This window comes from Actinopolymorpha alba DSM 45243, from assembly GCF_000373925.1.
Taxonomy (GTDB): domain Bacteria; phylum Actinomycetota; class Actinomycetes; order Propionibacteriales; family Actinopolymorphaceae; genus Actinopolymorpha; species Actinopolymorpha alba.
In genome coordinates, this window is record NZ_KB892762.1 from 20696 (window position 1) to 43493 (window position 22798).

22 protein-coding genes are annotated in these 22798 nt (G+C 69.2%); 9 read left to right on the top strand and 13 right to left on the bottom strand.

The genetic code is table 11. From position 1 onward, the window contains the following. Nucleotides 1–8 precede the first annotated feature (8 nt). On the bottom strand, nucleotides 9–350 hold the full coding sequence (locus tag B141_RS0120680) for an STAS domain-containing protein (protein WP_026257417.1): 342 nt from the start codon (nucleotides 348–350) through the stop codon (nucleotides 9–11). A 267-nt stretch (nucleotides 351–617) separates the two neighbouring features. On the opposite strand from B141_RS0120680, the gene B141_RS0120685 reads away from it, so the two are divergent. Together B141_RS0120685 and B141_RS0120690 are read left to right on the top strand one after the other, a co-directional pair. Then, nucleotides 618–2942 (top strand): DEAD/DEAH box helicase, encoded by a 2325-nt coding sequence (locus B141_RS0120685; protein WP_420313600.1) that lies wholly within the window; start codon nucleotides 618–620, stop codon nucleotides 2940–2942. Further along, on the top strand, nucleotides 2939–3721 hold the full coding sequence (locus B141_RS0120690) for a hypothetical protein (protein ID WP_026257419.1): 783 nt from the start codon (nucleotides 2939–2941) through the stop codon (nucleotides 3719–3721). The genes B141_RS0120685 and B141_RS0120690 overlap by 4 nt, the downstream gene beginning before the upstream one ends. Before the next feature lie 35 nt (nucleotides 3722–3756). Here the strand turns inward: B141_RS0120690 and B141_RS45900 are convergent, their stop codons facing one another. The 7 genes from B141_RS45900 to ssd form a co-directional block, all read right to left on the bottom strand. Further along, nucleotides 3757–4215 (bottom strand): Rv3654c family TadE-like protein, encoded by a 459-nt coding sequence (locus B141_RS45900; RefSeq protein WP_020577093.1) that lies wholly within the window; start codon nucleotides 4213–4215, stop codon nucleotides 3757–3759. Then, complete coding sequence (locus B141_RS41795; protein ID WP_157181157.1) at nucleotides 4212–4601, bottom strand: TadE family type IV pilus minor pilin; 390 nt, start codon at nucleotides 4599–4601, stop codon at nucleotides 4212–4214. The genes B141_RS45900 and B141_RS41795 overlap by 4 nt, the downstream gene beginning before the upstream one ends. 163 nt (nucleotides 4602–4764) lie before the next feature. Next, nucleotides 4765–4941 carry a DUF4244 domain-containing protein gene (locus tag B141_RS50800; protein ID WP_020577095.1) on the bottom strand — a complete coding sequence of 59 codons (177 nt, stop codon included), beginning with the start codon at nucleotides 4939–4941 and terminating at the stop codon, nucleotides 4765–4767. A 173-nt stretch (nucleotides 4942–5114) separates the two neighbouring features. Continuing rightward, the gene (locus B141_RS0120710; RefSeq protein WP_020577096.1) at nucleotides 5115–5915 is read right to left on the bottom strand and encodes a type II secretion system F family protein; all 801 of its coding nucleotides are present in this window, start codon (nucleotides 5913–5915) and stop codon (nucleotides 5115–5117) included. After that, nucleotides 5912–6637 carry a type II secretion system F family protein gene (locus tag B141_RS41800; RefSeq protein ID WP_020577097.1) on the bottom strand — a complete coding sequence of 242 codons (726 nt, stop codon included), beginning with the start codon at nucleotides 6635–6637 and terminating at the stop codon, nucleotides 5912–5914. Before B141_RS41800 ends, B141_RS0120710 begins: the two co-directional genes overlap by 4 nt. Nucleotides 6638–6713: 76 nt before the next feature. Next, nucleotides 6714–7904: a TadA family conjugal transfer-associated ATPase gene (locus B141_RS0120720; RefSeq protein ID WP_020577098.1), complete on the bottom strand. Its 1191-nt coding sequence runs from the start codon at nucleotides 7902–7904 to the stop codon at nucleotides 6714–6716. Beyond that, nucleotides 7901–8995: a septum site-determining protein Ssd gene (ssd, locus tag B141_RS0120725; RefSeq protein ID WP_020577099.1), complete on the bottom strand. Its 1095-nt coding sequence runs from the start codon at nucleotides 8993–8995 to the stop codon at nucleotides 7901–7903. Before ssd ends, B141_RS0120720 begins: the two co-directional genes overlap by 4 nt. Before the next feature lie 401 nt (nucleotides 8996–9396). Between ssd and B141_RS0120730 the strand changes: the two genes are divergently transcribed. The 6 genes from B141_RS0120730 (at nucleotide 9397) to acs (ending at nucleotide 16819) form a co-directional block, all read left to right on the top strand. After that, entirely contained in the window at nucleotides 9397–10458 is a 1062-nt protein-coding gene (locus B141_RS0120730; protein ID WP_237742759.1) for an HAD family hydrolase, read from the top strand. Nucleotides 10459–10826: 368 nt separating this feature from the next. Beyond that, nucleotides 10827–11741, top strand: a complete 915-nt coding sequence (locus B141_RS41805) for a class I SAM-dependent methyltransferase (protein WP_020577101.1) — start codon at nucleotides 10827–10829, stop codon at nucleotides 11739–11741. A 20-nt stretch (nucleotides 11742–11761) separates the two neighbouring features. Continuing rightward, nucleotides 11762–12481: an NUDIX hydrolase gene (locus tag B141_RS0120740; RefSeq protein ID WP_020577102.1), complete on the top strand. Its 720-nt coding sequence runs from the start codon at nucleotides 11762–11764 to the stop codon at nucleotides 12479–12481. Nucleotides 12482–12619: 138 nt separating this feature from the next. After that, nucleotides 12620–12958, top strand: a complete 339-nt coding sequence (locus B141_RS0120745; protein ID WP_040421947.1) for a DUF485 domain-containing protein — start codon at nucleotides 12620–12622, stop codon at nucleotides 12956–12958. Next, nucleotides 12955–14631, top strand: a complete 1677-nt coding sequence (locus B141_RS0120750; protein ID WP_020577104.1) for a solute symporter family protein — start codon at nucleotides 12955–12957, stop codon at nucleotides 14629–14631. The genes B141_RS0120745 and B141_RS0120750 overlap by 4 nt, the downstream gene beginning before the upstream one ends. A gap of 220 nt (nucleotides 14632–14851) precedes the next feature. After that, a complete protein-coding gene (acs, locus tag B141_RS0120755; protein WP_020577105.1) occupies nucleotides 14852–16819 on the top strand; it encodes an acetate--CoA ligase in 1968 nt (655 codons plus the stop codon). An 874-nt stretch (nucleotides 16820–17693) separates the two neighbouring features. On the opposite strand, the gene B141_RS0120760 is transcribed toward acs, so the two are convergent. Next, on the bottom strand, nucleotides 17694–18080 hold the full coding sequence (locus tag B141_RS0120760; RefSeq protein WP_020577106.1) for a MerR family DNA-binding protein: 387 nt from the start codon (nucleotides 18078–18080) through the stop codon (nucleotides 17694–17696). Between the two features lie 51 nt (nucleotides 18081–18131). Here B141_RS0120760 and B141_RS41810 point away from each other — a divergent pair, with 51 nt between their 5' ends. Next, nucleotides 18132–19421: an MFS transporter gene (locus tag B141_RS41810; RefSeq protein ID WP_020577107.1), complete on the top strand. Its 1290-nt coding sequence runs from the start codon at nucleotides 18132–18134 to the stop codon at nucleotides 19419–19421. A 64-nt stretch (nucleotides 19422–19485) separates the two neighbouring features. Here the strand turns inward: B141_RS41810 and B141_RS0120770 are convergent, their stop codons facing one another. The 4 genes from B141_RS0120770 to B141_RS0120785 form a co-directional block, all read right to left on the bottom strand. Then, nucleotides 19486–20142 carry a hypothetical protein gene (locus B141_RS0120770; RefSeq protein WP_020577108.1) on the bottom strand — a complete coding sequence of 219 codons (657 nt, stop codon included), beginning with the start codon at nucleotides 20140–20142 and terminating at the stop codon, nucleotides 19486–19488. Nucleotides 20143–20213: 71 nt separating this feature from the next. Continuing rightward, the gene (locus B141_RS41815; RefSeq protein WP_040421934.1) at nucleotides 20214–20402 is read right to left on the bottom strand and encodes a hypothetical protein; all 189 of its coding nucleotides are present in this window, start codon (nucleotides 20400–20402) and stop codon (nucleotides 20214–20216) included. Nucleotides 20403–20557: 155 nt separating this feature from the next. Then, the gene (locus B141_RS0120780; protein WP_020577110.1) at nucleotides 20558–21196 is read right to left on the bottom strand and encodes a Rid family hydrolase; all 639 of its coding nucleotides are present in this window, start codon (nucleotides 21194–21196) and stop codon (nucleotides 20558–20560) included. Next, a complete protein-coding gene (locus tag B141_RS0120785; RefSeq protein WP_020577111.1) occupies nucleotides 21193–22794 on the bottom strand; it encodes a flavin monoamine oxidase family protein in 1602 nt (533 codons plus the stop codon). The genes B141_RS0120780 and B141_RS0120785 overlap by 4 nt, the downstream gene beginning before the upstream one ends. Nucleotides 22795–22798 lie beyond the last annotated feature (4 nt).

The window sequence follows — 22798 nt, forward strand, 5'->3', positions numbered from 1 at the left end:
CGGCCGCGTCACCCGGGCGGCGCGACCGCCTCGTCCACGGTGTTGTGGATGGGAAACACCTTGGTGAGTCCCGTGATGCGGAAGATCTTCAGAAGCCGCTCCTGGGTGCACACGATGCGCAGGGAACCATCGTGGGTGCGGACCCGTTTGAGCCCTCCCACGAGCACGCCTAGCCCGGTCGAGTCGAGAAAATCAACGCCCTCCATGTCCACCACCAGGTGGTAGTGGCCGGCATTGACCAACTCGACCATCTTCTCCCGCAATCTGGGTGCGGTGTAGACGTCGATCTCCCCACCTACTTCGACCACCATGTGGTCGCCTGCAGGGTGGTTCGAGAGGGAAAGGTCCACGAACTCCTCCAGCACTTCACGCCGACGACCAACCGCATGGGAATTCAATCACCTGCTGTGACGGCGGCGTGGCAAGGGGCGCCAATGACCTTATGCCAACGGCCCTGTGCCTGTCGCCAACTCGGTGTGACACTGTCCGACGTGTCCCTTCGCCAGCCGCACCGAACCCGCACCGGCGACGAACCCGCTGCCGAGCCCTCGACGCCGATAACGGCTCCCGAAACGCGCGCCGCGGCGGCCAGGCGTCCGGAGTCCCTTCTTCGGCGCCTGTGCGCGGGGCCTGGCCGCGCGGCCCGGGTGACCCACGTCGAGTGGGTGCCCGCCCGCGCCGGCGAAACCGTCGAGTGGCCGAGCTGGGTACCCGACCGGGTCCTCGAAGGTCTCCGGTCCAACGGCATCACGCGCCCCTGGGCCCACCAGGTCGCGGCGGCCGAACTCGCCCGTTCCGGCCAGCACGTGGTGATCGCCACCGGAACGGCATCGGGCAAGTCGCTCGGCTACCTCCTGCCGGTGCTGTCTGACGTACTCCCCGACCCGGCGGCACGTCAGGCACGGCGACGCGGGCCAACCGCCCTCTACCTCGCGCCGACCAAGGCGCTCGCCGCCGACCAGCTCCGGGCGCTGACCGAACTCGCCGGGCCTGACGTCCTGGCCACCACCTGCGACGGCGACAGCTCGTGGGAGGAGCGCGACTGGGCGCGGGACTACGCGGCGTTCATCCTCACCAATCCCGACATGCTGCACCGGTCGGTGCTGCCGGCACACGCGCGGTGGGCCCGTTTCCTGGGGGCGTTGGAGTACGTCGTCATCGACGAGTGCCACCACTACCGGGGCGTGTTCGGCTCCCACGTCGCGCAGGTGCTGCGCCGGTTGCGGCGGATCGTGGCCCACTACGGCGCGAACCCGACCTTTGTCCTGGCCTCCGCCACGGTCTCGGAACCCTCGACCTCCGCCGCGCGGCTCACCGGTGCTCCTGTCACGGCCGTCACGGACGACGCCTCGCCGCACGGCGGACTCGCCTTTGCCCTGTGGGAGCCGCCCTTCACCAGGCAGACGGGTGAGCGCGGAGCGCCGGTACGCCGCAGCGCCACCGCGGAGACCGCCGATCTGCTCGCCGATCTGGTGTCGGACGGCGTGCGCACGGTCGCGTTCATACGGTCCCGGCGCGGCGCGGAGGTGGTCGCGATCCAGGCCCGCGAACACCTCGCGGATGTCTCCCCCGAACTCAGCCAGCAGGTGGCGGCCTACCGCGCCGGCTACCTCCCCGAGGAACGCCGCGCCCTCGAACGCGCTCTGCAGGACAAGCGGCTGCTCGGGGTCGCCGCGACCAATGCACTGGAGCTTGGTGTGGACATCGCCGGGCTCGACGCGGTGCTGGTGGCGGGATATCCGGGAACGCGGGCGTCCCTGTGGCAACAGGCGGGCCGTGCCGGACGGGGCCAGCAGGGGGCGCTGGCGGTGTTCGTCGCCCGCGACGACCCGCTCGACACCTATCTCGTGCAGCACCCGGACGCGGTCTTCGGGCCGCCCGTCGAGGCGACGGTCCTCGATCCGGACAACCCGTACGTCGTCAAACCACACGTCGCGGCGGCCGCGGCCGAGCTGCCCATCACCGACGCCGACCTGGAGAGGTTCGGCCCGTCCACGGCCGGGGCGCTCCAGGAGCTCGAGGCCGAGGGCATGGTGCGGCGGCGACCGCACGGGTGGTTCTGGACGCGGCGCGGGCGAGCGTGCGATCTCGCCGACATCCGGTCCCTCGGCGGAACACTGGTCCGGGTCGTGGAGGGGTCGACCGGCCGGTTGCTGGGTACGGTCGACGGCGGCGCGGCCCACACGTCTGTCCACGACGGTGCGGTCTATCTCCACCAGGGCGTGACGTATGTCGTGGACCGGCTCGAGCTCGAAGCCGGGGTGGCGCTGGTCGAGGCGGCCGACCCCGACTACACGACGACGGCGCGCGAGGTGACCGACATCGAGGTGCTGGAGAGCGAGCGGTCGGAGGCGTGGGGGCCGGCGACCCTCGACTTCGGATCGGTCAAGGTCGAAAACCAGGTGGTCTCCTATCTCCGGCGGGCGCTGGCCTCGGGCGAGGTGCTCGGCGAGGTCCCGCTCGACCTTCCACCGCGCACCCTTCAAACTCGCGCCGTCTGGTGGACGGTGTCTGACGAGCAGGTGGCCGCGGCCGGGCTCGGCCCCGATGAGGTACCCGGTGCCGCGCACGCCGCCGAGCATGCCGCGATCGGGTTGTTGCCCCTCTTCGCCACCTGCGACCGGTGGGATGTGGGTGGTGTCTCGACGGGACGCCACGCCGACACCGGCCGGGTCACGGTCTTCGTGTACGACGGCCACCCGGGCGGCGCGGGCTTCGCCGAGCGCGGCTACACCGCCGCCGCGGCGTGGCTGCGGGCCACAAGGGAGGCGATCGCGGCATGCGGATGCGCCGAGGGCTGCCCGTCATGCGTACAGTCACCGAAATGCGGGAATGGGAACAATCCGCTCGACAAGGCCGGCGCGGTCCGGCTGCTCGACGTCCTGCTGTCACATGCCCCACGTCAGTCCGCACCGACCAAAGGAGATGACGGCTCGCCATGATCATCGTCGGCATCATCCTCATCCTCCTCGCGATCGCGGTGGTCGCCGGCTTCGTGGTGGGCGGCTCACAACCCACGACAGTGGACATCGGCAGCCTTCGGATCGAGAGCTCGACGTCGACGTTCTTCTTCTTTGGCGTGGGAGTCACTTTGGCCACCGTGGTCGGGGTGTGGTTCGTACTCCTTGGCGTCAGGCGCTGGCGCCACCGGCGGGAGGTACTCCACGAGCTACGCCAACGTCCGCAGGAAAGGTCAGCTCCGGCGTTCCCGGAAGGTGACCAACGGGCTCTCCCCGGGTCCGCGGCTCCGCAACCGGGCGCCGTCGCGGAGCCGTACCCCAGCACCGCCGAGCCGTACCCCAGCATCGCCGAGCAGCGTCCAGAGGAACGTGATCGTGAGGCGTCCTCAGCGGATACGTGGGCCGGAAGGCCGGATACGTGGGCCGGACGAGAGTCGGTCGATCTCTCTGGCACCTGGACGTCGCCTCGTGCCGCGGCGTCGTCACCGGACGTTCCTCCGTCGCGGCATCGAGGTGAGGCGACCACCGACGAACACCCGTGGCACACCGCGCCATATCCGTCCGAGCGGGCGCAGTCCCAAGCCACGCAGTCCCAGCCCACGCAGTCTCAACCCACACAGTCCCAACCCACCCAGTCGCAGCGCGCACAGTCGTGGCGAGCGCAGTCGCAGTGGGCGGACGGCGAAGAGCGTCCGGACGAGTCCGGGCGTGCGATCCCTCGCCGATCGCGAAGCGACAGCGAGCACGACTGGCATCCCTAGGCCGGTAGGCCTGCCATCCGCCGGCGGCTCGCCCGTCACGGCGGAGCACGGCTCCACGCGCCCATGTCATGGCGGGCACGGCCCCACTCCGAGGTCGGGCCCGCCTTGGCCCGAGCTCGCATGGTGAGCAGGTCGCCTGCGAGCGTCCGCGGTCGAACCTCGACCACGACGTCCACCACGGCACCGGTCAGGGTGCAGCTGATCAGACGAGCCTGATGCGCCGCGGCTATCCGAGCAGCGACCGAACAGGCACCGTCCATCGCCGCTGGCCCGCCGGCAGCCGCGGACAAGGCGGCGAGGTCGGCGGCGGTGTCAGCACGACGCCCAGCGGACATCACCGCCACGATGGTGACCGAGACGAGTCCGGCCAGGATCAGCACAGCGGCGACGGCCAGAGTCCAGATGCTGCCGCTACCGCGTTCGGTGCCGAGCGGGGAGGTTCGGCGCACCTCCCCCGAACCGCCGGAGCCCGCCGCACGGCGCCTGTCAATCATGGCGATCCCGGCTCGAGCACGACGGCGGCCTGCCCGGTGACCTCGATGCCAGGCACTCCGGACAGGACCTGCCACGGTGGCCGCGCAGCCACCCGAACCCGGACCGTGGCGAGGCCGTCTTCCACCTGGATCGCGATCCGCGAACCCTCAGGGGCGCTTCGCATCCCCTCGGCTCGGCTGGCGGACAGAGTCTCACCCCTCGCCACGGCCCGAGCGGTGTCGCGCGCCGCGTCCACGCACCGAGCTTGGGCGCCCACGACCGACACGACCCATGCCATGCCGACCGTGACCACCGCCAGGGCGGTGAGCGCGAGCGCTGTCTCCACGGTCACCATTCCCCGCTCTGGACTACGCCCGGGGAGAGCGGGTGAAAGCCCGACCCGCATCACAGCGCACCTCCTTTCTGACGCCTTCGTTTCTGACTTGCCTTCGTTCTGACGGCCTTGTTTCTGACTGCCTTCTTCCTGACCGCCAGCCCGTCCGGCTGGCTGGGCTGGGTGGCCGAGCAAAGCCCCGCGCGCCGGCCTGGCCGGCCACCCGCCACGCGCGTCAGCTCGCGATGCTGAGCGCGGCCTTGATCAGCTTCATCAGGAGCTGTTGCACTTCCGAACCGCCGACCAGCTTCATGAGCAGCCCGGCGAAGCTGGCCGCGGCGACGGTGCAGATGGCGTACTCCGCCGTTGCCATGCCGCGCTCGTCGTCGACAAGCGACCGTGGTGTGCGCAAGGGAGACCTCCTCAGGGGTGTCCGGCAGCCGGCCGGCGCGGCGCCCCGGATCGGGGCGTAATCGAGAATGCGCCGGTGGCGGTCGCGCTGGCGGGCTCCGGCGAGGGTCTGGGGACAACTCCGCAGTCCGGCAAGCTGTGGACAATTCGGTGGCAGAGCATGCGTGTGGCTGGTCATCGCAGCAACCCGGTGACAGCCCCGGCGACCAGCGGGACGACCCCGACCAACACGAACGCCGGCAGGAAACAGAGCCCCAACGGCGCTGCCGCCTTCACGCCGACCGCGCGGGCGCGTTGGTCCGCATCGGCCCGCCTGGACTGGCGTGCGTCGTCGGCGAGCCGCTCGAGAGTGCTCGCGAGCGGCGCGCCGGTGTCCCACACGCGGACCATCGACCGACCGAAGGGTGCGAGCACGGAGTCCTCGAGAAAGCCCGACCAGGCGGTCTGGGCATCGCTACCGAGCCGAAGCGCGGCCGCGACCTGGCGAAGCTCGGCCGCGAGCGGACCCCGCATCCCTCGTCCGATCACCTCGATCGACAGGCCCGGCGGATGCCCAGCGCGGAGGCAGGCCGCCAGCAGATCGGCCGCCAGCGGAAGTTCGGCGGCGAGGCGTTCGCGGCGGATCCGGCTCTCGCGGGGTTCGAGGCGCGCGAGGACCTGGCCGAGGAGCACGGCCACGACCGCCCCCGCGACGAATCCCGCCCCGCCACCCACCACGAAACCAGCGACCAGGCCCGCGAACGCCGCGACCAGCCACCGAGCTCTCCCCTGCCCCAGGTGACGCTGGCCGACCCGGGCAGGCCTCGCGGGAATCCCAGTGGTGGCGCCACCGTGGTCTGACCTCATCGGCCCAGCTGACCCGCCGCCCTCCCACCCCGCCGCCGGCCGCAGCGAGACCAGCCGCCGCCTCGACCCCACCGGCCACCACCAGAACAGGACGGCAAGCCCCGCCAGAAGTCCGGCCAACGCGGTCACCGCGGGTCCTCCGCTCGCCGCGCGAGGTGCTCGACCCAGACAAGGCCCAGCGCCGCGAGGACCCCACCGAGGAGGAGGCAGCCCCAACCGAGGGGCGTTCCGAGCAGAAAGGCGAGCGGATCGCTCCCGGCGCCCATCCCGACCACCAGTCCAAACAGCGGCAGGGCAGCAAGGATGCGTGCGGTCGCCCGTGGCCCGGCGAGTGCGGCGGCGACCTCACGTCCGAGCGCATCTTCCGCCCGAACGCCAAGAGCGAGCCGGTCCACAACGGCGGCGAGCCCCGCACCCGTGCCAGCCGCGACGGACCAGGCCACGGCCAGCCCGGGCAGCACGTCGCCCACGGGTGGTGGAACTCCCGCCAACGCGGCCGGCACATCGCCGCCCGCGCGACTCGCCGCCGCCGCGGGTCCGAGCTCGGAAAGCACCTCGGCCGCCGCCGACAACGCTCGACTCGGGCTGTGACCGGCCCGCAGCTCGGCGGCGAGGACGTCGTAGGCCTCGCGGACCGCGGCCCGGGCCTGTTGGTGGGTCCGGCCGCTCCGTGCCAACCGAGTCTCTGAGAGCCACCGCCGCAGTCGCGTGACCAGCCCGGCACCGGTTGCATGAGCTCGCGGATCCGGCGTACCCAGGCGGCGGGCGAGCAGGGAGCCCGGCCGCGCCGGCATCGCGAGTGCGGCTGCCGACGCCGCGAGGCCGAGGCAGATCACCAGACCCACGCTCATGCGCGTCCTCGCTCCGCTCCGGGCGCGCACGAGGCACCAGGCGCGCTGTGTTGGACGATTCGCTCGCTGCGCTCGCTCACGAGGCGCCCTCCTCGGCGAGCCGGCGGGTGAGGAGGGCCGAGAGCCGGGCCATACCGGCACCAGGGACGACCTCGCCCGCCGCCCCGAACTCCACCGCGGGCGTTGCCCTCACCAACCCGTCGGCCGCGCGCTCGAAGACACAGATCTCATCCACTCGCCGGCGCCCGTCTCGACCCCGGGCGACCTGGATGACCACCTCCACCGCGGCCGCCAGCTGGCTGTGGACAGCACCGCGGTCGAGGCCGGCGGCGACCCCCAATGCCTCCACCCGCGCGGGGACCTCGACGGCGGAGTTGGCATGGAGGGTGCCGCAGCCACCTTCGTGGCCGGTGTTGAGAGCGGCCAGCAGATCAACGATCTCCGCACCACGCACCTCGCCGACGACCAGCCGGTCAGGTCGCATACGTAACGCGTGGCGTACCAGCGTGCGCAGGTCGATCTCGCCGGCGCCTTCGACGTTGGGTGGCCGGCCCTCGAGGTGGACAACGTGGGGATGAGCCGGCGTGAGTTCGCTCGCGTCCTCGACGATGACGAGGCGCTCGTTGGTGGGGACGAGCGACAACAGGGTGGCCAGCAGGGTCGTCTTGCCCGCCCCGGTGCCACCCGAGACCAGGAATGCCAACCTCGCCTTGACAATCCTGGCCAGCAACCGCGCACCGTCAGGCGGGACCGAACCCTCGAAAACAAGCTCGTCCATCGTGAACGCCCGCCGCCGTGGTATCCGCAGGGAGATGCAGGTGCCGCCGGTCGACACCGGCCAGAGCACCGCATGGAACCGGCTGCCGTCCGGCAACCGGGCGTCCACGAACGGCGTGGCGTCGTCGAGGCGACGCCGGGCCGAGCCAGCGAGCCGCTGCGCGAGCCGGCGTACGGCATGGTCGTCGTCGAAGGTCACGCCCGCTGGCTCGAGACCGGATCCCCGATCGATCCAGACCTGCGCGGGACCGTGGACGAGCACGTCTGTGACGCCCGGCTCGGCCAGCAGCGGCTCGAGCGGTCCCACACCCGCGATGTCTCTGCGCAGCGCCTCCACCACGTCGAGGACCACCGCGTCACCCAGGAGTCGCCCCTCCGACCGGAGCGCGGCGGCCACTCGGGCCGGTGTCGGCTCCCCCGCGTCGAGCGCGAGCGTGGCGCGGACCCGTTGGAGCAGAGCCGGGTCGACGCCCGCGATCCGGGCGTTCACGCCGCCGTCCCGCTCCGGTCCGCGGGCAGGACGCCGAGATCGGTGAGGAGGGAACGGCAGAACGCCGCCAGCGGCCCTTTGCCGTGCCGGGCTGGAGCCTGGCCGCGTTCGAGCATCAGGTCAAGGCGTGGCTCAGCGGCGATCTCGCCGGCGAGCGGGAGGTCGAGGGTCGCGGCCACAGTGCGGCCGTCGAGACCTGACGGCGCCGGCCCACGGACCACCAGCCGAACGTCCGGAGCCACAGTGGTGAGCGTCCTGGCGACCCGGGATGCCGCGGCCACCGCACGCACCTCCGCCGGGACGACGAGCAGCGCTGTTGTGCACTGGGACAGTGCTTCCTCGGCTGCCTCGGTGGTGTGGCGGGGCAGGTCGACGACGACCAGGTCGCCGCCCCGGCGGGCCGCGCTCAGCACCGTCCGCATCGCTGGTCTCGGAATGGTGAGGAGGTCGCCGCGATCCCAGGAAAGCACCACGAGCCCTTCGACCAACGGCAGAGCGGACCGCAGCGCACCAGAACTCACCCGGCCTTCGGTCGCCACGAGGTCGGGCCATCGCATGCCCGCGGAGTCCTCACCACCCAGGACGAGGTCGATACCGCCGCCGAGCGGGTCACCGTCGATGAGATAGCTGATGCGGCCCAACCGGATCGCGGTCACGGCCAGGGCGGTGGCCAGCGTCGACGCGCCGGCACCACCCCGCCCGCCGAGCACGCAGACCGTCGCCGACTCCCGGGTCGCGCCGTCGACCGTGTCGGCGAGCCGGCTGACCAGCCAGCGTTCGGCGTCGGGAAGGCTGAGGACGTGCTCGGCACCGAGGGCGACGGCGCCTTCCCAGAGGCCGCGCTCATTGATGTCGTGACTGACGATCAGAAGGTCGCGCCGCCGAGGTGGTGCGGCCCGGGCGAGGTCGGCCACCAGGTCGGCGCCGACGAGCACCAAGGGGGCCGACGTCCAGGCCCGCCGGCTGGACCCGACGTCGTTGGCCACGTCGAGAGCGACGCCACCGGCGGTCGCCAGCCGGACCAGATCGTCGAGGAGGGTGAGGTCGGCCGTGACGGCGAGGGGGTGGGCGGGTGGTGGGAGTGCGGACACCGTGGGGCACCTTTCGACGGACGAGCGGACCCGGGCGGGCGAGGCGTACGCGCCCGGGTGACCACCACGATCGCCGCACGAAGGCCTGGCCAGGAACGCGAAGGCCAAGGCTGTGGATGAGCACGCGGAATCTGCGACTGTGGACAAGATGTGGCAGGCAGCACCGACCCATACCCCGACGACAGAGGGTTCCAGTGGTTCCAGAACACCCGCCCAACAAAGGTTCGGTTCCAGAACGCCTGGGCAGAAGAGGAAATGACGTGGAAAGGCGACAGCCCCCGCCGGGGGGGAGAGCGGGGGCTGCCCCTGGCCGCAGCTCCACCAGCGAGCCGGGCCGGCACCAGCGGCGGGGGGATACCGCTGAAATGCCACGTTCCCTCCTCGAGAGATCTCAAACTCTCGTGGAGCGTGCCTCCAGTGTGACCCAGAAGGAAGCACCGCGCCAATCCCCGCAAAGGCAAAGAGTGTCAAACAGTCGCAGAGCTGTTACCGGGTTGGCGAAGGTTGCCCTGAAATGTCCGGCTAATCAGCAGAGATTGTTGCCCGACCAGCCTAGGCTCTCAAAGATGAGCGCCACCGATGGGTCCCGACCGAATGCCGCCCCCACCGCCGTCTTCTTCGATCTGGACAAGACGATTCTCGCCAGGTCGAGCACGCTCGCCTTCAGCCGCCACTTCTATCAGGGCGGCCTGATCAACCGGCGAACCGTCATCCGGTCGGCGTACGCGCAATTCGTCTATCTCCTGGGCGGGGCCGATCACGATCAGATGGAGAAGATGCGCGCATATCTCTCCACGCTGGTCGCTGGCTGGGAGGTTCAGACGGTCAAGGACATCGTGGCCGAAGCTCTGCACCATGTCGTCGATCCGCTGGTGTACGCCGAGGCGGTGACCCTCATTGCCGAGCACCGGACCGCCGGTCGCGAGGTCGTGATCGTGTCCTCCTCCGGCCAGGAGGTCGTCGAGCCGATCGGCGAACTCCTCGGCGCCGACCGGGTGATCGCGACCCGCATGGTGATCGACGACGGACGTTTCACCGGCGAGATCGGCTTTTATGCGTACGGCGACAACAAGGCGAAGGCCATTCGGGAGCTCGCCGAGTCCGAACATTATGATCTTGGCCGCTGTTATGCCTATTCCGACTCGATCACCGATCTCCCGATGCTCGAGGAAGTCGGCCACCCCTATGTCGTCAACCCCGATCGCTCTCTTCGCCGAACCGCCGCCGAACGCGGTTGGCCGGTGCTGATATTCAGCCGGCCCGTCGTCGTGAAGGAAGGACCCAGATTCGGCGCGAATCGACCCATGCTGACCGGAGCCGCCGTGGCCGTCGCCGCCGCGGCCGTTTTGTGGTTCGTCCGCCGGGGGCGCTTCACACCCGCATTTCTTCGGACCGAGCCCCATTCGCCGTTGGGGAATCACGCCGAAGCGTTCGCCAGCTCTCACGAACAACGCCAGGAATAGGCCCAGACCCAGGAGTCTGACCAAAAAATACAAAGATCTTGGTCCAGGCTCTTCACTCTCGCCACCGAACGTCGTAGAAAGGTGCTATGTCCCGTGGGACCAGAAGAAGCGCCACGGCACGGCTTCTGATCACCACGAGACACACACGACAGTCGGGCACCCACACGGCGACCAGCCCGTCTTCGAGGGCAGTCGATCCCAGGCTCGCTGGGGCGACACCATGTGAGTTGCGCGCTTGGTAACCCGACTGGTCGTGCCAGCGGCGGCGCTCTCCGGCAGGAACGAGAGCGCCGTTCGCATGTGAAGATCGCGGCCCGACAACCCCGAAACGTCACGGACCGCCCGACTTCGCGTAGCATCGCGACACCATGGACGAGTCGGTACGGCGGTCGCGGAGTCGGTCATTCGGGTCCGTCGCCGACGTCTACGAACGCAGCCGGCCTGGCTATCCCGCCGAGGCCGTTCGTTGGCTGCTCGCAGACCACGTCTCTTCGTATCCCGGATCCGCGCCGGACGGCCGGCCTCCTGGTTCGGCGTTCGACTCCTACGCCGTGGTCGTCGACGACGGCTACCAAGACGGCACCAGCCGCTACGACGGCAGTCCGCACGACACCCAGCACGCCGGTGCCACGCCGGTCGACGAGCCGGCGACCGTCGTCGAACTCGCCGCCGGCACCGGCAAGCTCACCACTTCCCTGGTCGCCGACCGCCACCGGGTCATCGCGGTCGAGCCGGCCGCGTCGATGCTCGCCCGGCTCGTCCGCCACGTGCCGTACGCGCTTCCTGTGCAGGCGGTCGCGGAGAAGATCCCGCTGGTCGCGTCGTCCGCCGATGCCGTGGTGGTCGCGCAGGCGTTCCACTGGTTCGACACCGAGGCCGCGCTGGCCGAGATCGCCCGCGTCCTGCGCCCCGGCGGCACCCTTGGCCTGGTCTGGAACTACCGCGACGAGTCGGTGCCCTGGGTCCGCCAGCTTTCCAGTCTGCTCGCCGCCGCCGAGCGGATCGAGGCCCGCCAGGCGGAGGAGCTGATCGAGACCCTGGAGTGGAGCCGGCTCTTCGAACCCCCGGAGTACTCGGGGTTCCGCCTGTGGCAGAAGCTTGACCGCGACGGGTTGCTGCACCTTGTCGCCTCCCGGTCGTACGTCGCGCACCTCCCGCCGGCCGAGCGCCAGGAGGTGCTCCACCACGTCGGCGAGCTGTATGACATGACCGCGCGACAGCCGGACGGACTCGTGATGCCGTACGTCACGACGTGCTTTCGCACCCGCGTCCGCAAACGGTGAGGCCTGCGAGACTGGCCCGCATGACATCGGAGACCGAGCCCGCCACCGTCACCGACCCGACCTCTCCCGACCCGACCTCCACCGACCTGGTCACTCCCGACCTGACCGCCCCCGGCCCGCGTCTCCACGCGCTTGCGGTCGAGCTCGCCGCGATGGCCCAGAACGGCCTCACCTACGGCACCGACCGCTATGACCTCGCGCGCTACCACCGGATGCGAGCGATGACGGCCGAGATCCTCGGACTGGTCGCGGGCGCGGACGCCGGTGAGTTCCAGGCTGCGCTGGCGGCGGAGGCCGGGCACGCCACGCCGAAGGTCGATGTGCGTGGCGCGTTGGTCGAGGACGGCCGGGTGTTGCTGGTCCGGGAGGGGCGGGACGGGCGCTGGACCCTGCCTGGTGGCTGGGCCGACGCGCTCGACGCGCCGTCGGAAGCGGTCGAGCGGGAGTTCCACGAGGAGGCCGGCCTGCCGGTGCGCGCGGCGAAGCTGGCCGCCGTCCTCGACGGGTCGCGGCGCAACGGCCACGCCGGTAGCCCCTGGCACACCTACAAGCTGTTCTTCCTTGTCGAACGGCTGGATGACGCGGAGCCGCGAGCTGGACTCGACGGTGAGACGACCGATGTCGGATTCTTCGACCTCGAGCATCTCCCGGAGTTGTCGACCAACCGCTGCACCGCCGAGCAGCTCGCCATCCTCCTCGCCCACCACCGTGATCCGGGCCGCCATACAGACTTCGACTGAGACGGACTTCGACTGAGATCGACGGATCAGGACGCGCCGAAAACGGGAAAACCCTTCCCGATCGCCTGTAGCGGTTCTACGGTGAGCACCGTCGCGTGACAGGGAGCCGCGCCGTCGTCATCACGGGAGGTGGTCAACGTGGCCAAACTGACACCGGTCAAACAGCATCAGGTGTATACCGAAATCGCCCGTGCCGAGGAGTTCCAGGAACTCCGACAGCGCTACCGCCGGTTCGCGTTTCCGTGGACGGCCGCCTTCCTGATCTGGTATCTGCTGTACGTCGTGTTCGCCAACTGGGCGCCAGGATTCATGAGCACGAAGGTGCTCGGCAACCTCAACGTGGCGTTGGTCTTCGGGCTCCTGCAGTTCGTGTCGACGTTCGTCATCGCCTTCCTCTACAGCCGGCACGCCCGTCGACGTCTTGACCCGCTGGCCGACAAACTCATCGCCCGCTACCGGAAGGCGGTTGGTTCATGAGCGCTTCCCTCACCGCCACCGGGATTCTCGCGGCACCCGCCCCTTCCGACCACCGCACGCTCACGCTGGTGCTGTTCCTCGCGGTCGTCGCGATCACGTTGTACGTCACCTTGATGGCCAGCCGACAGAACAAAACCGCCGCCGACTATTACGCCGCCGGCCGTTCCTTTTCGGGTTTCCAGAACGGCATGGCGATCTCGGGTGACTACATGTCAGCCGCGTCGTTCCTTGGTATCTCCGGGGCGATCGCCCTGTCGGGATATGACGGCTTCCTTTACTCCATTGGCTTCCTGGTCGCCTGGCTGGTGGCGCTGCTGCTCGTCGCCGAACTCCTGCGGAATTCCGGGCGGTTCACGCTCGCCGACCAGCTGGCGTACCGCATGCGCCAGCGCCCGGTCCGCACCGCCGCGGCCGTCTCGACGCTCGGCGTCTCGATCTTCTACCTGCTCGCCCAGATGGTCGGTGCCGGCTCGCTGGTCGCTCTACTGCTCGGGGTCACCAGCGACACCGCCAAGAACCTCACCATCGTGCTGGTCGGCGCGCTGATGATCTTCTACGTCACGGTCGGAGGTATGAAGGGCACGACGTGGGTGCAGATCGTCAAGGCCGTCTTGCTCATGGGCGGGACGGCCCTCGTCACCGGGATCGTGCTGGCGAAGTTCGGTTTCAACCTCTCCGACCTCCTCGGCACGGCGGCCGACAGGAGCGGTAAGGGTCAGGCGTTCCTCGAACCCGGTCTGAAGTACGGCCAGACGCTCACGTCGAAGATCGACTTTCTCTCACTGGGGCTCGCGCTCGTGCTCGGGACGGCCGGTCTTCCGCACATCCTGATCCGGTTCTACACGGTTCCCACGGCCCGGACCGCGCGTACTTCCGTGCAATGGGCGATCGGCATCATCGGCACCTTCTATCTCATGACGCTGGTGCTCGGATTCGGCGCGGCGGCGCTCCTCGACACCGGTCCCGAGTCTCAGGTGGCGGCAACGGCCGGCAACGTGGCGGCGCCCCTGCTGGCGCAGGCCGCGGGCGGTGGGGCCGGCACCACCGGAGGCGCCATCCTGCTCGCGTTGATCGCCGCGGTGGCGTTCGCGACCATCCTCGCCGTGGTCGCGGGACTCACGCTGACATCGGCCTCGTCGTTCGCGCACGACATCTACGCGCACGTGGTGAAGCGGGGTGAGGCGAGCGAACGCCAGGAGCTACGCACCGCCCGGATCGCGGCGGTCGTGATCGGCGCGGTGGCGATCCTGCTGGCGATCCCAGCACAGAGGCTCAACGTCGCCTTCCTGGTGGCGCTCGCGTTCGCCGTCGCCGCCTCGGCCAACCTGCCCGCGATCCTCTACAACCTGTTCTGGAGCCGGTTCAACACCCGGGGCGCGGTGTGGAGCATCTACGGCGGCCTCATCAGCGCGGTGGTGCTGGTGTTCTTCTCACCGATCGTGTCAGGCAAGGTGCTGGCGGACGGCAAGAGCGGCTCGTTGTTCCCCGCCGGTGTGGACTTCGCGTGGTTCCCGCTGGAGAACCCCGGAATCGTCTCGATCCCGATCGGCTTCTTCCTCGGCTGGCTCGGCACCGTGCTGTCGAAGGATCGCGAGGCGGCCCGCCGGTACGTCGAACTCGAGGTGCGGGCGATGACCGGTTCCGGCGCGGAGCCAGCCGCCGGCGGCCACTGAGCGCCACGCCTCCACCGCACCGCGTCGAGAGGACCGTCGTTGAGTCGGGGGCACCCCTGTCCAACAGAGCCGTACCCGGGTGCCCCCGACCCAACGCGAGCCCGCCCAGCACCTCCGGCCCTGCTGTCCCCCGCTGCCCTGGGGGACTAGGGTCGGCAGGACACATGGTCAGCAGGACAAGGGTCCGGAGACATCGAAGCTCTGAGAGGGGTAGCGACCTGTGAGCAGCGAAGCACTGTCGAACCTTCTACACGAGGATCGCCGGTTCCCGCCCCCGCCGGAGCTCGCCGCTCAGGCAAACGTGACCGCCGACGCCTACGCCCCGGCGAACACTGACCGGATCGCCTTCTGGGAGGAGCAGGCCCGCCGCCTGCACTGGGCCCGTGACTGGGACCAAACTCTCGACTGGAGCAACGCGCCGTTCGCGAAGTGGTTCGTGGGCGGCAAGCTCAACGCGGCGTACAACTGCGTCGACCGGCACGTCGAGGCCGGCAACGGCGACAAGGTCGCCTACTACTGGGAGGGCGAGCCCGGCGACACCCGCACGATCACGTACGCCGAACTCCTCCGCGAGGTCTCCAAGGCGGCCAATGCCCTGATCGAGCTCGGGGTCAAGGCCGGCGACCGGGTCGCGATCTACATGCCGATGATTCCGGAGACGGTCGTCGCCATGCTCGCCTGCGCCCGACTCGGCGCACCGCACACGGTGGTGTTCGGCGGGTTCTCCGCGACCGCGCTCCGCGACCGGATCCAGGACTGCGACGCCCGGGTCGTGATCACCTCCGACGGCGGCTACCGCCGCGGCGCACCGAGCGCGCTCAAGCCGCAGGTCGACCAGGCGCTGGCCGAGTGCCCCGACGTCCGCAACGTTCTCGTCGTACGCCGGACCGGCCAGGAGGTCGACTGGACCGACGGCCGCGACCTGTGGTGGCACGACGTCGTGGAACGCCAGAGCGACCAGCACACGCCGGAGTTCTTCGACGCCGAGCAGCCGCTCTACGTCATGTACACCAGCGGCACCACCGGCAAGCCCAAGGGCATCCTGCACACCACCGGCGGCTACCTCACGCAGGTGGCGTGGACCCAGTGGGCGGTGTTCGACGTCAAGCCGGAGACCGACATCTACTGGACCGCCGCCGACATCGGCTGGGTCACCGGTCACTCCTACATCGTCTACGGCCCGCTGGCCAACGGCGTCACGAGCGTGATGTACGAAGGGACGCCCGACACCCCGCACCAGGGTCGCTGGTGGGAGATCGTCGCGAAGTACGACGTCACGATCCTGTACTGCGCGCCGACCGCCATCCGGACCTTCATGAAGTGGGGCGAGGACATCCCGGCGAAGTACGACATGTCGTCGCTCCGCGTCCTCGGTAGCGTCGGCGAGCCGATCAACCCCGAGGCGTACGTCTGGTACCGCACGCACATCGGCGGCGACCGCGCACCCGTCGTCGACACCTGGTGGCAGACCGAGACGGGCGCCATCATGATCACCCCGCTGCCGGGTGTGACCAGCGGCAAGCCGGGTGCGGCGATGACCCCGCTGCCGGGCATCAGCGCGGAGGTCGTCGACGATGCCGGCAATCCGGTCGCGAATGGGTCCGGCGGTTACCTCGTTCTGACCGAGCCGTGGCCGTCGATGCTGCGCACTCTGTGGGGAGACGACCAGCGGTATGTCGACACCTACTGGTCGCGCTTCGAGGGCCGCTACTTCGCCGGTGACGGGGCGAAGAAGGACGAGGATGGCGACATCTGGCTGCTCGGCCGGGTCGATGACGTCATGAACGTCTCGGGCCACCGCCTGTCGACCACCGAGATCGAGTCGGCCCTCGTGTCGCACCCGAAGGTCGCCGAGGCGGCGGTCGTCGGGGCGGCGGACGCCACCACCGGGCAGGCTGTCGTGGCGTTCGTGATCCTGCGTGGGTCGGCGGCGAACGGCGGACCCGACGTCGCGAAGGAGCTCCGTAACCACGTGGCGTCGGAGATCGGCCCGATCGCCAAGCCGCGGCAGATCCTCGTCGTGGAGGAGCTTCCCAAGACCAGGTCGGGCAAGATCATGCGCCGGCTGCTGCGCGACGTGGCCGAGAACCGCGAACTCGGCGACGTCACGACCCTCACCGACTCCTCGGTGATGGACCTCATCCGTACCAACCTCGGCAAGCCTGGCGGCGCAACCGACGAGGACTGAGCAGACGGCGGACCCCCGCCAGAACGACCTGTTGGAGGTTTGTCGGCTTCTTTGCCGACGTTCCTCCAACACGTTTACGGCCACCGCGGTCGAGATCGCTCTCCGTCAGAGTCCAGCCGGGTCCTCGTAAGCGTTGGGAGGCTTAGAAGCGCCTCGCCTAGTGAGCGATCCCCGAGTCTGACCGAGGCCTATTCGTTGCTGTACGCATTGCCTCATTCTGAGAGCCTGGCCAGCTCAGATCGTGGAGCTTCCGGGGTGCTATAACACCCTGGAGTTTCCACGGTCTTACTGAGGTTGGCGATGACCGAACTCTCAGACCGAACCTTGAGTAGATGCCCACTCTCGACCCGAAATTGGTCATCTACTCAAGGTTCGACGAAACTCACCCCGAGCCGTCCACATTATGGATGGCTTACCGGACGACTCACAACCGGTTCATGAACCGCTCGAAGATCGCTCACCATGCGAGATCGGCAACCGACGTAACCCTGACGTGGCAGAGGTGCAGGGTGAATTGAGCGTGCTCCGTGGGGCAATGCCAGGTGAGGTATCGCGCGCCTCGAATGGCGTACACCCGTTGTATCGGAAAGTGAGAAGCCAGGCATTGGTCTCACATTGTGTGCACCCTTTGGCGGACCCCACGCGCCAACTCCCCACCTCACTAGGCAAATTTGCCTTGCCTGGTAGGAATTTGCCTCGCCTCGCACCGGAAAAGGTGTACACAATGTGAGACATCGCCGGCGGCACGCCCAGGCTGGACACCAGGCCGGCTCTGTTGCCTCTACCAAAGCAGACGGACGGGTTCAGCCTCGCCGAGCGCGATCGTGAGGCAACTAACGAGTGAGCTACCCGGATGCCCCCGCCGCCGCAAAGATTACTCCGGAGCGGCGAGGAGCCCACACGTCACGAAGCTCATGCATCCGCAGGCCAGGCAGTCCGCCACGGCCTGACGTAGGGCCCGCAGCGCTTCGATGCGTTCGTCCAGCTCGGGAAGCTTGCGTTCGGCCAGGGAACGCCACTGTCGGGTAGTGCCTCGGTCGGAGTCACCGGCGTCCAGCAACGCGCGGATCTCCGCCAGAGTGAACCCCGCCTGCTGGGTCATCTTGATCAACGCGATCCGGCGTACGGTGTTGGCCGGATAGATACGGCGCCCGCCGACGCGTTCGGCCCGCGGCAGCAGGCCGACCTTCTCGTAGTAGCGAAGAGCGGACGGGCGCATGCGGACCCGCCGGCCGAGCTCTCCGATGTCGAGCATCCGCATCGAACCGCTCCCTCTTGACCTCAAGCGCGCTTCACCCGGAACCCTGACCGGATGCCCCTGCTCCTGGCCAACCGGCTGATTCCCGCACCCTACCGACGGCTCCTCGCCCACCGAGGCCTGCGTGCCCTGGTCCCGGCGTTCGCCGTCTCTGACCTCGGTGACGGGATGAGCATGGTGGCGGTGCCGTTGCTGGCGATCGCGATCGCACCAAGCGGTGGCAGCGGCAGTGGCAGTGGCGTCCTGGTCGGCGCCGCGGTCGCCGCGTCCACCCTTCCTGGTGTCGTGGGGATGCTGGTGTTCCGGCGTTGGTTGCGGGCACTCGCGGGTCGCCGCCTCGTGGTGACCGACAGCCTGGTGAGAGCACTGGCTCTCGGCTGCGTGCCCGTGGCGTGGTTCGCTGGCGTCCTGTCACCGGTGGCGTACGTGGGAATCCTGGCCGCGTCGTCGCTGCTCCACGCCTGGGGAGCCGCCGGGAAGTACGCCCTCGTCGCCGAGATCGTGCCCGCCGAGCAGCGGTTGGCCGCGAACGCCCTGGTCAGCTCGATCAGTTCGGGGGCGATCGTGGTCGGTCCGGCACTCGCGGGCCTGCTGGCCACCCGGCTGAGTCCGGCCTGGATCATCGGGATCGACGCGCTTTCGTTCGCCGCCCTCGCCGTCCTCACGAGCCGGATCCGGACCCGACCGGCACCCGCCGATCCCGTACCCGTCAATGCCGGCGGCGAGGCGGTCACCGTTCGGGGTCTGCTGCGCCGGCAACCACAACTCCTCGGGCTGCTCGTCCTGACGTGGTTCTTCAACTTCTTGTACGGCCCGGTGGAGGTGGCACTCCCCCTTCACATCACGGCGGACCTGCGGGCCGAGGCGGATCTCCTTGGTGCGTACTGGACGCTCTTCGGAGCCGGCGCCGTCGTCGGCGGCCTCGCCGCGGGGGCGTTGCGCAGACTTCCGTTGTGGCCGGCGACGCTCGGCATCGTGGCCTGCTGGGGCGTCCTGCTGCTGCCGTTCGCCCTGCCCCTTCCGGTGCCGGTCACGCTCACCTGCTTCGCGCTCGGTGGGCTGGTCTACGGACCGTTCCCCGCGTTGTCGTTCACGTTGTTCCAGTCCCGTACGCCGCCCGCGCACCTGTCGAGCGTGCTCGCCGCGCGTTCGGCGGCGCTTCTCACCGCCAGCCCGGTGGGCGCGGCCCTCGGCGGTCCACTCACCACGGCGTTCGGACCACGAGCAGTGCTGACCGGATCGGGAGCCGCGACCGTCATCCTCGCGCTCGCCGGGGTGCTTACCGGGGCACTCATCTTGAGCCGGACGAGCCGGACGCGCCGGCGCCTGGCAGGTGGATCGTGAACTCCGAGCCTGTGGTCGTGGGGTTTCTGGGCTAGTGCCAGCCAGTCCGTGACCATGCGGTTGGTCAGGACCGAAGCTCCGGATCGCTCTGCGGCGGAAGGGGCGGGAGGGGAGAGCAAAGTTCGCCGATGACCTGGACTCCGGCGCCCAGGACGGTGAGTTGTTCGGCAGTCCCCGTACTCGACTCGGTTGACACCGGCGTACGCGTGAGGAACGGACCGACGTAGGAGATCGGGTTGTTACTCATCGTCAGCCGGGCCTCGTCGGACCACGAACCGGTGAGGCTGACGTTGCGTACGACGAGAAGCGCCTGCGGTAAAAAGCGGCCGTAACCTTCCTCAGTCGGCTCCTCCACCAGCTCCCCGCGCTTCATGCCGGGCACATACCAGCCGTCGTCGGCGATGAACTCCGCATGCCACCAGCGGTTTCCAGCGAGCCGTCGGGTGATGGTGAGCAGGCAGTACTCGAAGTGGACCCGCAACTCGCTGTTCTTCCTGACGGACTCGGCGACGGCGGGTTGGGATGACAGGTCCGCGGCCTGGATCACGGCGAGTCGCCGGAGAACGGAGGGGTTGAGCTCCGCCGCGGGAACCGTGACGCGTGCCTGACGGACTTGCCGCAGCCGGCCGACCGCGGCGTTCCGTGGCTCAGTCGCCAGGCGGGTGATCAGCTCCCTTCGCAACGCCAGCTGCGACTTCCGATCGGACAGGGTGTCGAGCACGGACCGGCCTCCTCGAACCCACGCTCACCCATGATCACAACGCCCCCATCGTTAGCCTCATCGGTACTCGGCTACCCCGCTGGCCTTGACGTTCCAGTCGCGTTCCAGTCGCGGGCGATCTTAGTGGCGTACTTCTCGTTCAGCACGGGGTAGAAGATTGGCTGATCCGGGAGACGCGGCGGCCACTCGCGCCAGCCGGACTGCTCGACCAGCGCGAATTCCTCAGGCCCCGTTGGGCGCCACAGCGTCACCGTCTCCATGAGCGTGATCTTGCCAGGACTGGCGCTGTCTGGCCGGCCGTCCCCGGCAAGTGGCGGAGGTATCTCGGCTCAGAACCCGAGACGCCTCCGCCACCCGCACAGCCAGGCCAGCCGAACGCCGGCTCCGCGGGATGCCAGCTCAGCCGAAGGCCGGCTCAGCGCTGGTACGCCGCGACGACCTCAACCTCGACGAGCCAGCAGGGCACCGCGAGGCCAGCGACCTCCATCGTCGCCCGGGCCGGCCGGGCCTTGTTGGCGAGGATCGGGGGCGCGGGTGCGTTGGTCCCCATCGGCACCGGAATCGTCGCTCCGGTCTTCAGGTCAACGTTGGCGAAGAACTGCCGGTACGCGCGGTTCCAGCCCGCGTAGTCGGCCGCCGACGCGCCCGCGGGCCGGGTGAGGTACGCCTTCATCGTGATCACGTTGGCCGGCGTGAGCCCGGCGGCGGCGAGGTTGTCCCGGATCCGCGACAGCACGCTCAACGCCTGCGCCTCGGTGACCGTCACCCCCGCCGGCCAGGTGCCGCCCGGGAACAGCGACAGATCCGTACACCGCTCCGGCGAACCAGGCGGAGCCGACGGATTGCCCTCCAGCGGCCCCAGCCCACTGCTGGTGTAGAGAGCGACCTCCGAGCCGGTGGCGACCCCGTTGGCGATCGACGGGTTGGAGTTGCCGGCGGGCAACGCCACCTTGACTTCCTTCGGTCGCGGCATCGAACCCCCTGCTGTCGCTGCCGTGGTGGTACCGAGTACGCCGGCCAGGACGCAGACCGCGGCGATGATCCGGCGCCTCATGACGACATCACCCTCTCGTGAAGTTCGGTGACCACCTTGCGGGCGGAGTCGAAGGCCCCGGCCTGCCAGGCGATGTAGTAGCTGAGCCAGTCACCGGCGAAGAAGACGTGCCCCGCCGGCTTGTTGAGCAGGGTGTATTCCCCACTGGTCCGCGACGGCCATGACACCCAGCCGCCTTCGATGAACGGCGTACGGTGCCAGGCGACCGAGAACGCCGACGCCAGCTCGGTCCGGTAGATGTCGCCGTGGATCTTCACCCCCTGGGCGACCGCACGCTCGGTCCGCTCCGCTGGTGAGAGCTGGCCGTAAACCCTCGCGTTGGCGCCGGTGTTGTAGTAGCCGATGAGCGTGCCGCGCCGGCTGTGGAAGCCGTGCGACGGGTACCAGATCTGCGCGAGGTCGAGGTCGGTTGGACTGATGCCGCCGTAGATGCGGTTGCGGGTCTCCCACCAACGGCTCTTGTATTCCAGGCCGATCTTGCCGACCGGGGTGGCCGTCGGATACCCGAGCGCCGACGTCACTGACGCTCCGAGGTTGTGGGGAATCCGCGCGAGAACCATCGGCGGGAGGGTGGCCACGCAGAAGTCGGCCCGCTCCAGACGTTCCTTGCCCTTCGCGTCGCGGTAGACCACCTCGACGCCGTCGGCCAGGTCGGTGATCCGGCGTACCTCCGACTGGTAGGAGATGAGGTCAGAACCCACCGCCTTGACCAGGGCGTACGCGATCCGGTCCATGCCGCCGACCGGCTGCAGCATCATCATCGCCTGGTCGTAGCCGAACTCGAACGAGAACCTCGTCCCGAACTGGCTGGCGAGTACGTCAGACATCGACGGTGGTGGACTGAGCACGGTGCCCGCCTGCTCAGCCGCGCCGGGCTCGACGGAGTAGCCGCGCCGGTCGGTGCCTTCGTACGCGAAGTTCTTCGCCTTCCCCTTGATGGCACCGAAGTTCTGCAGGAACGCCAGCAACCGCTCCTTGTCAGAGGCGGTCAACTCCGCGTCGAGCGCGCCCCGGTCCGTCGCCTTGGCGAGCAGCTCGGAGATGTAGCCGTAGACGTCGGCCTTCGCCGTCCGCCACCGGGTCGGCTTGCCGCTCGGTCCAGCGTTCTCGTTGTAGATATAGGCATCCGCGTTCTGGTTGATGAACGGCTCGAGCGCGACGTCCAGCTCACGGCAGTAGTCGAGAGTGACCATTGACTGAGCGATCCGTGCGGGTCCGGCGTTCATGTACTGCCCCGCGGAGAACGTCGCCCGTTGCAGGTTGCCATCCAGGTCACGCAGCTGAGTGCCACCACGCACGGTCCAGTTACGCCCGCCTGGCTGGTCCTTGGCCTCGAGGATCCGGCACTGGTAGCCGGCCTTTCGGAGTTCGTACGCCGTTGCGAGTCCAGCGATTCCAGCGCCGAGAATCACCACCTTCTTGGCTGCTCTGCCAGTGAGCGCCAGGTCTGATGCGCGCGGTGGCGCGAAGTCTGGCACCGCGGCCTCGGCAGGCGTCGGCGCCAGGCCCAGTGCACCCATGGTTTCGTACAACACCCCCGCGCCGCCCGCCACGCCGACCGCTTTCAGGAAGTCGCGTCGCGTCCCGCCTTGTCCCATGCAC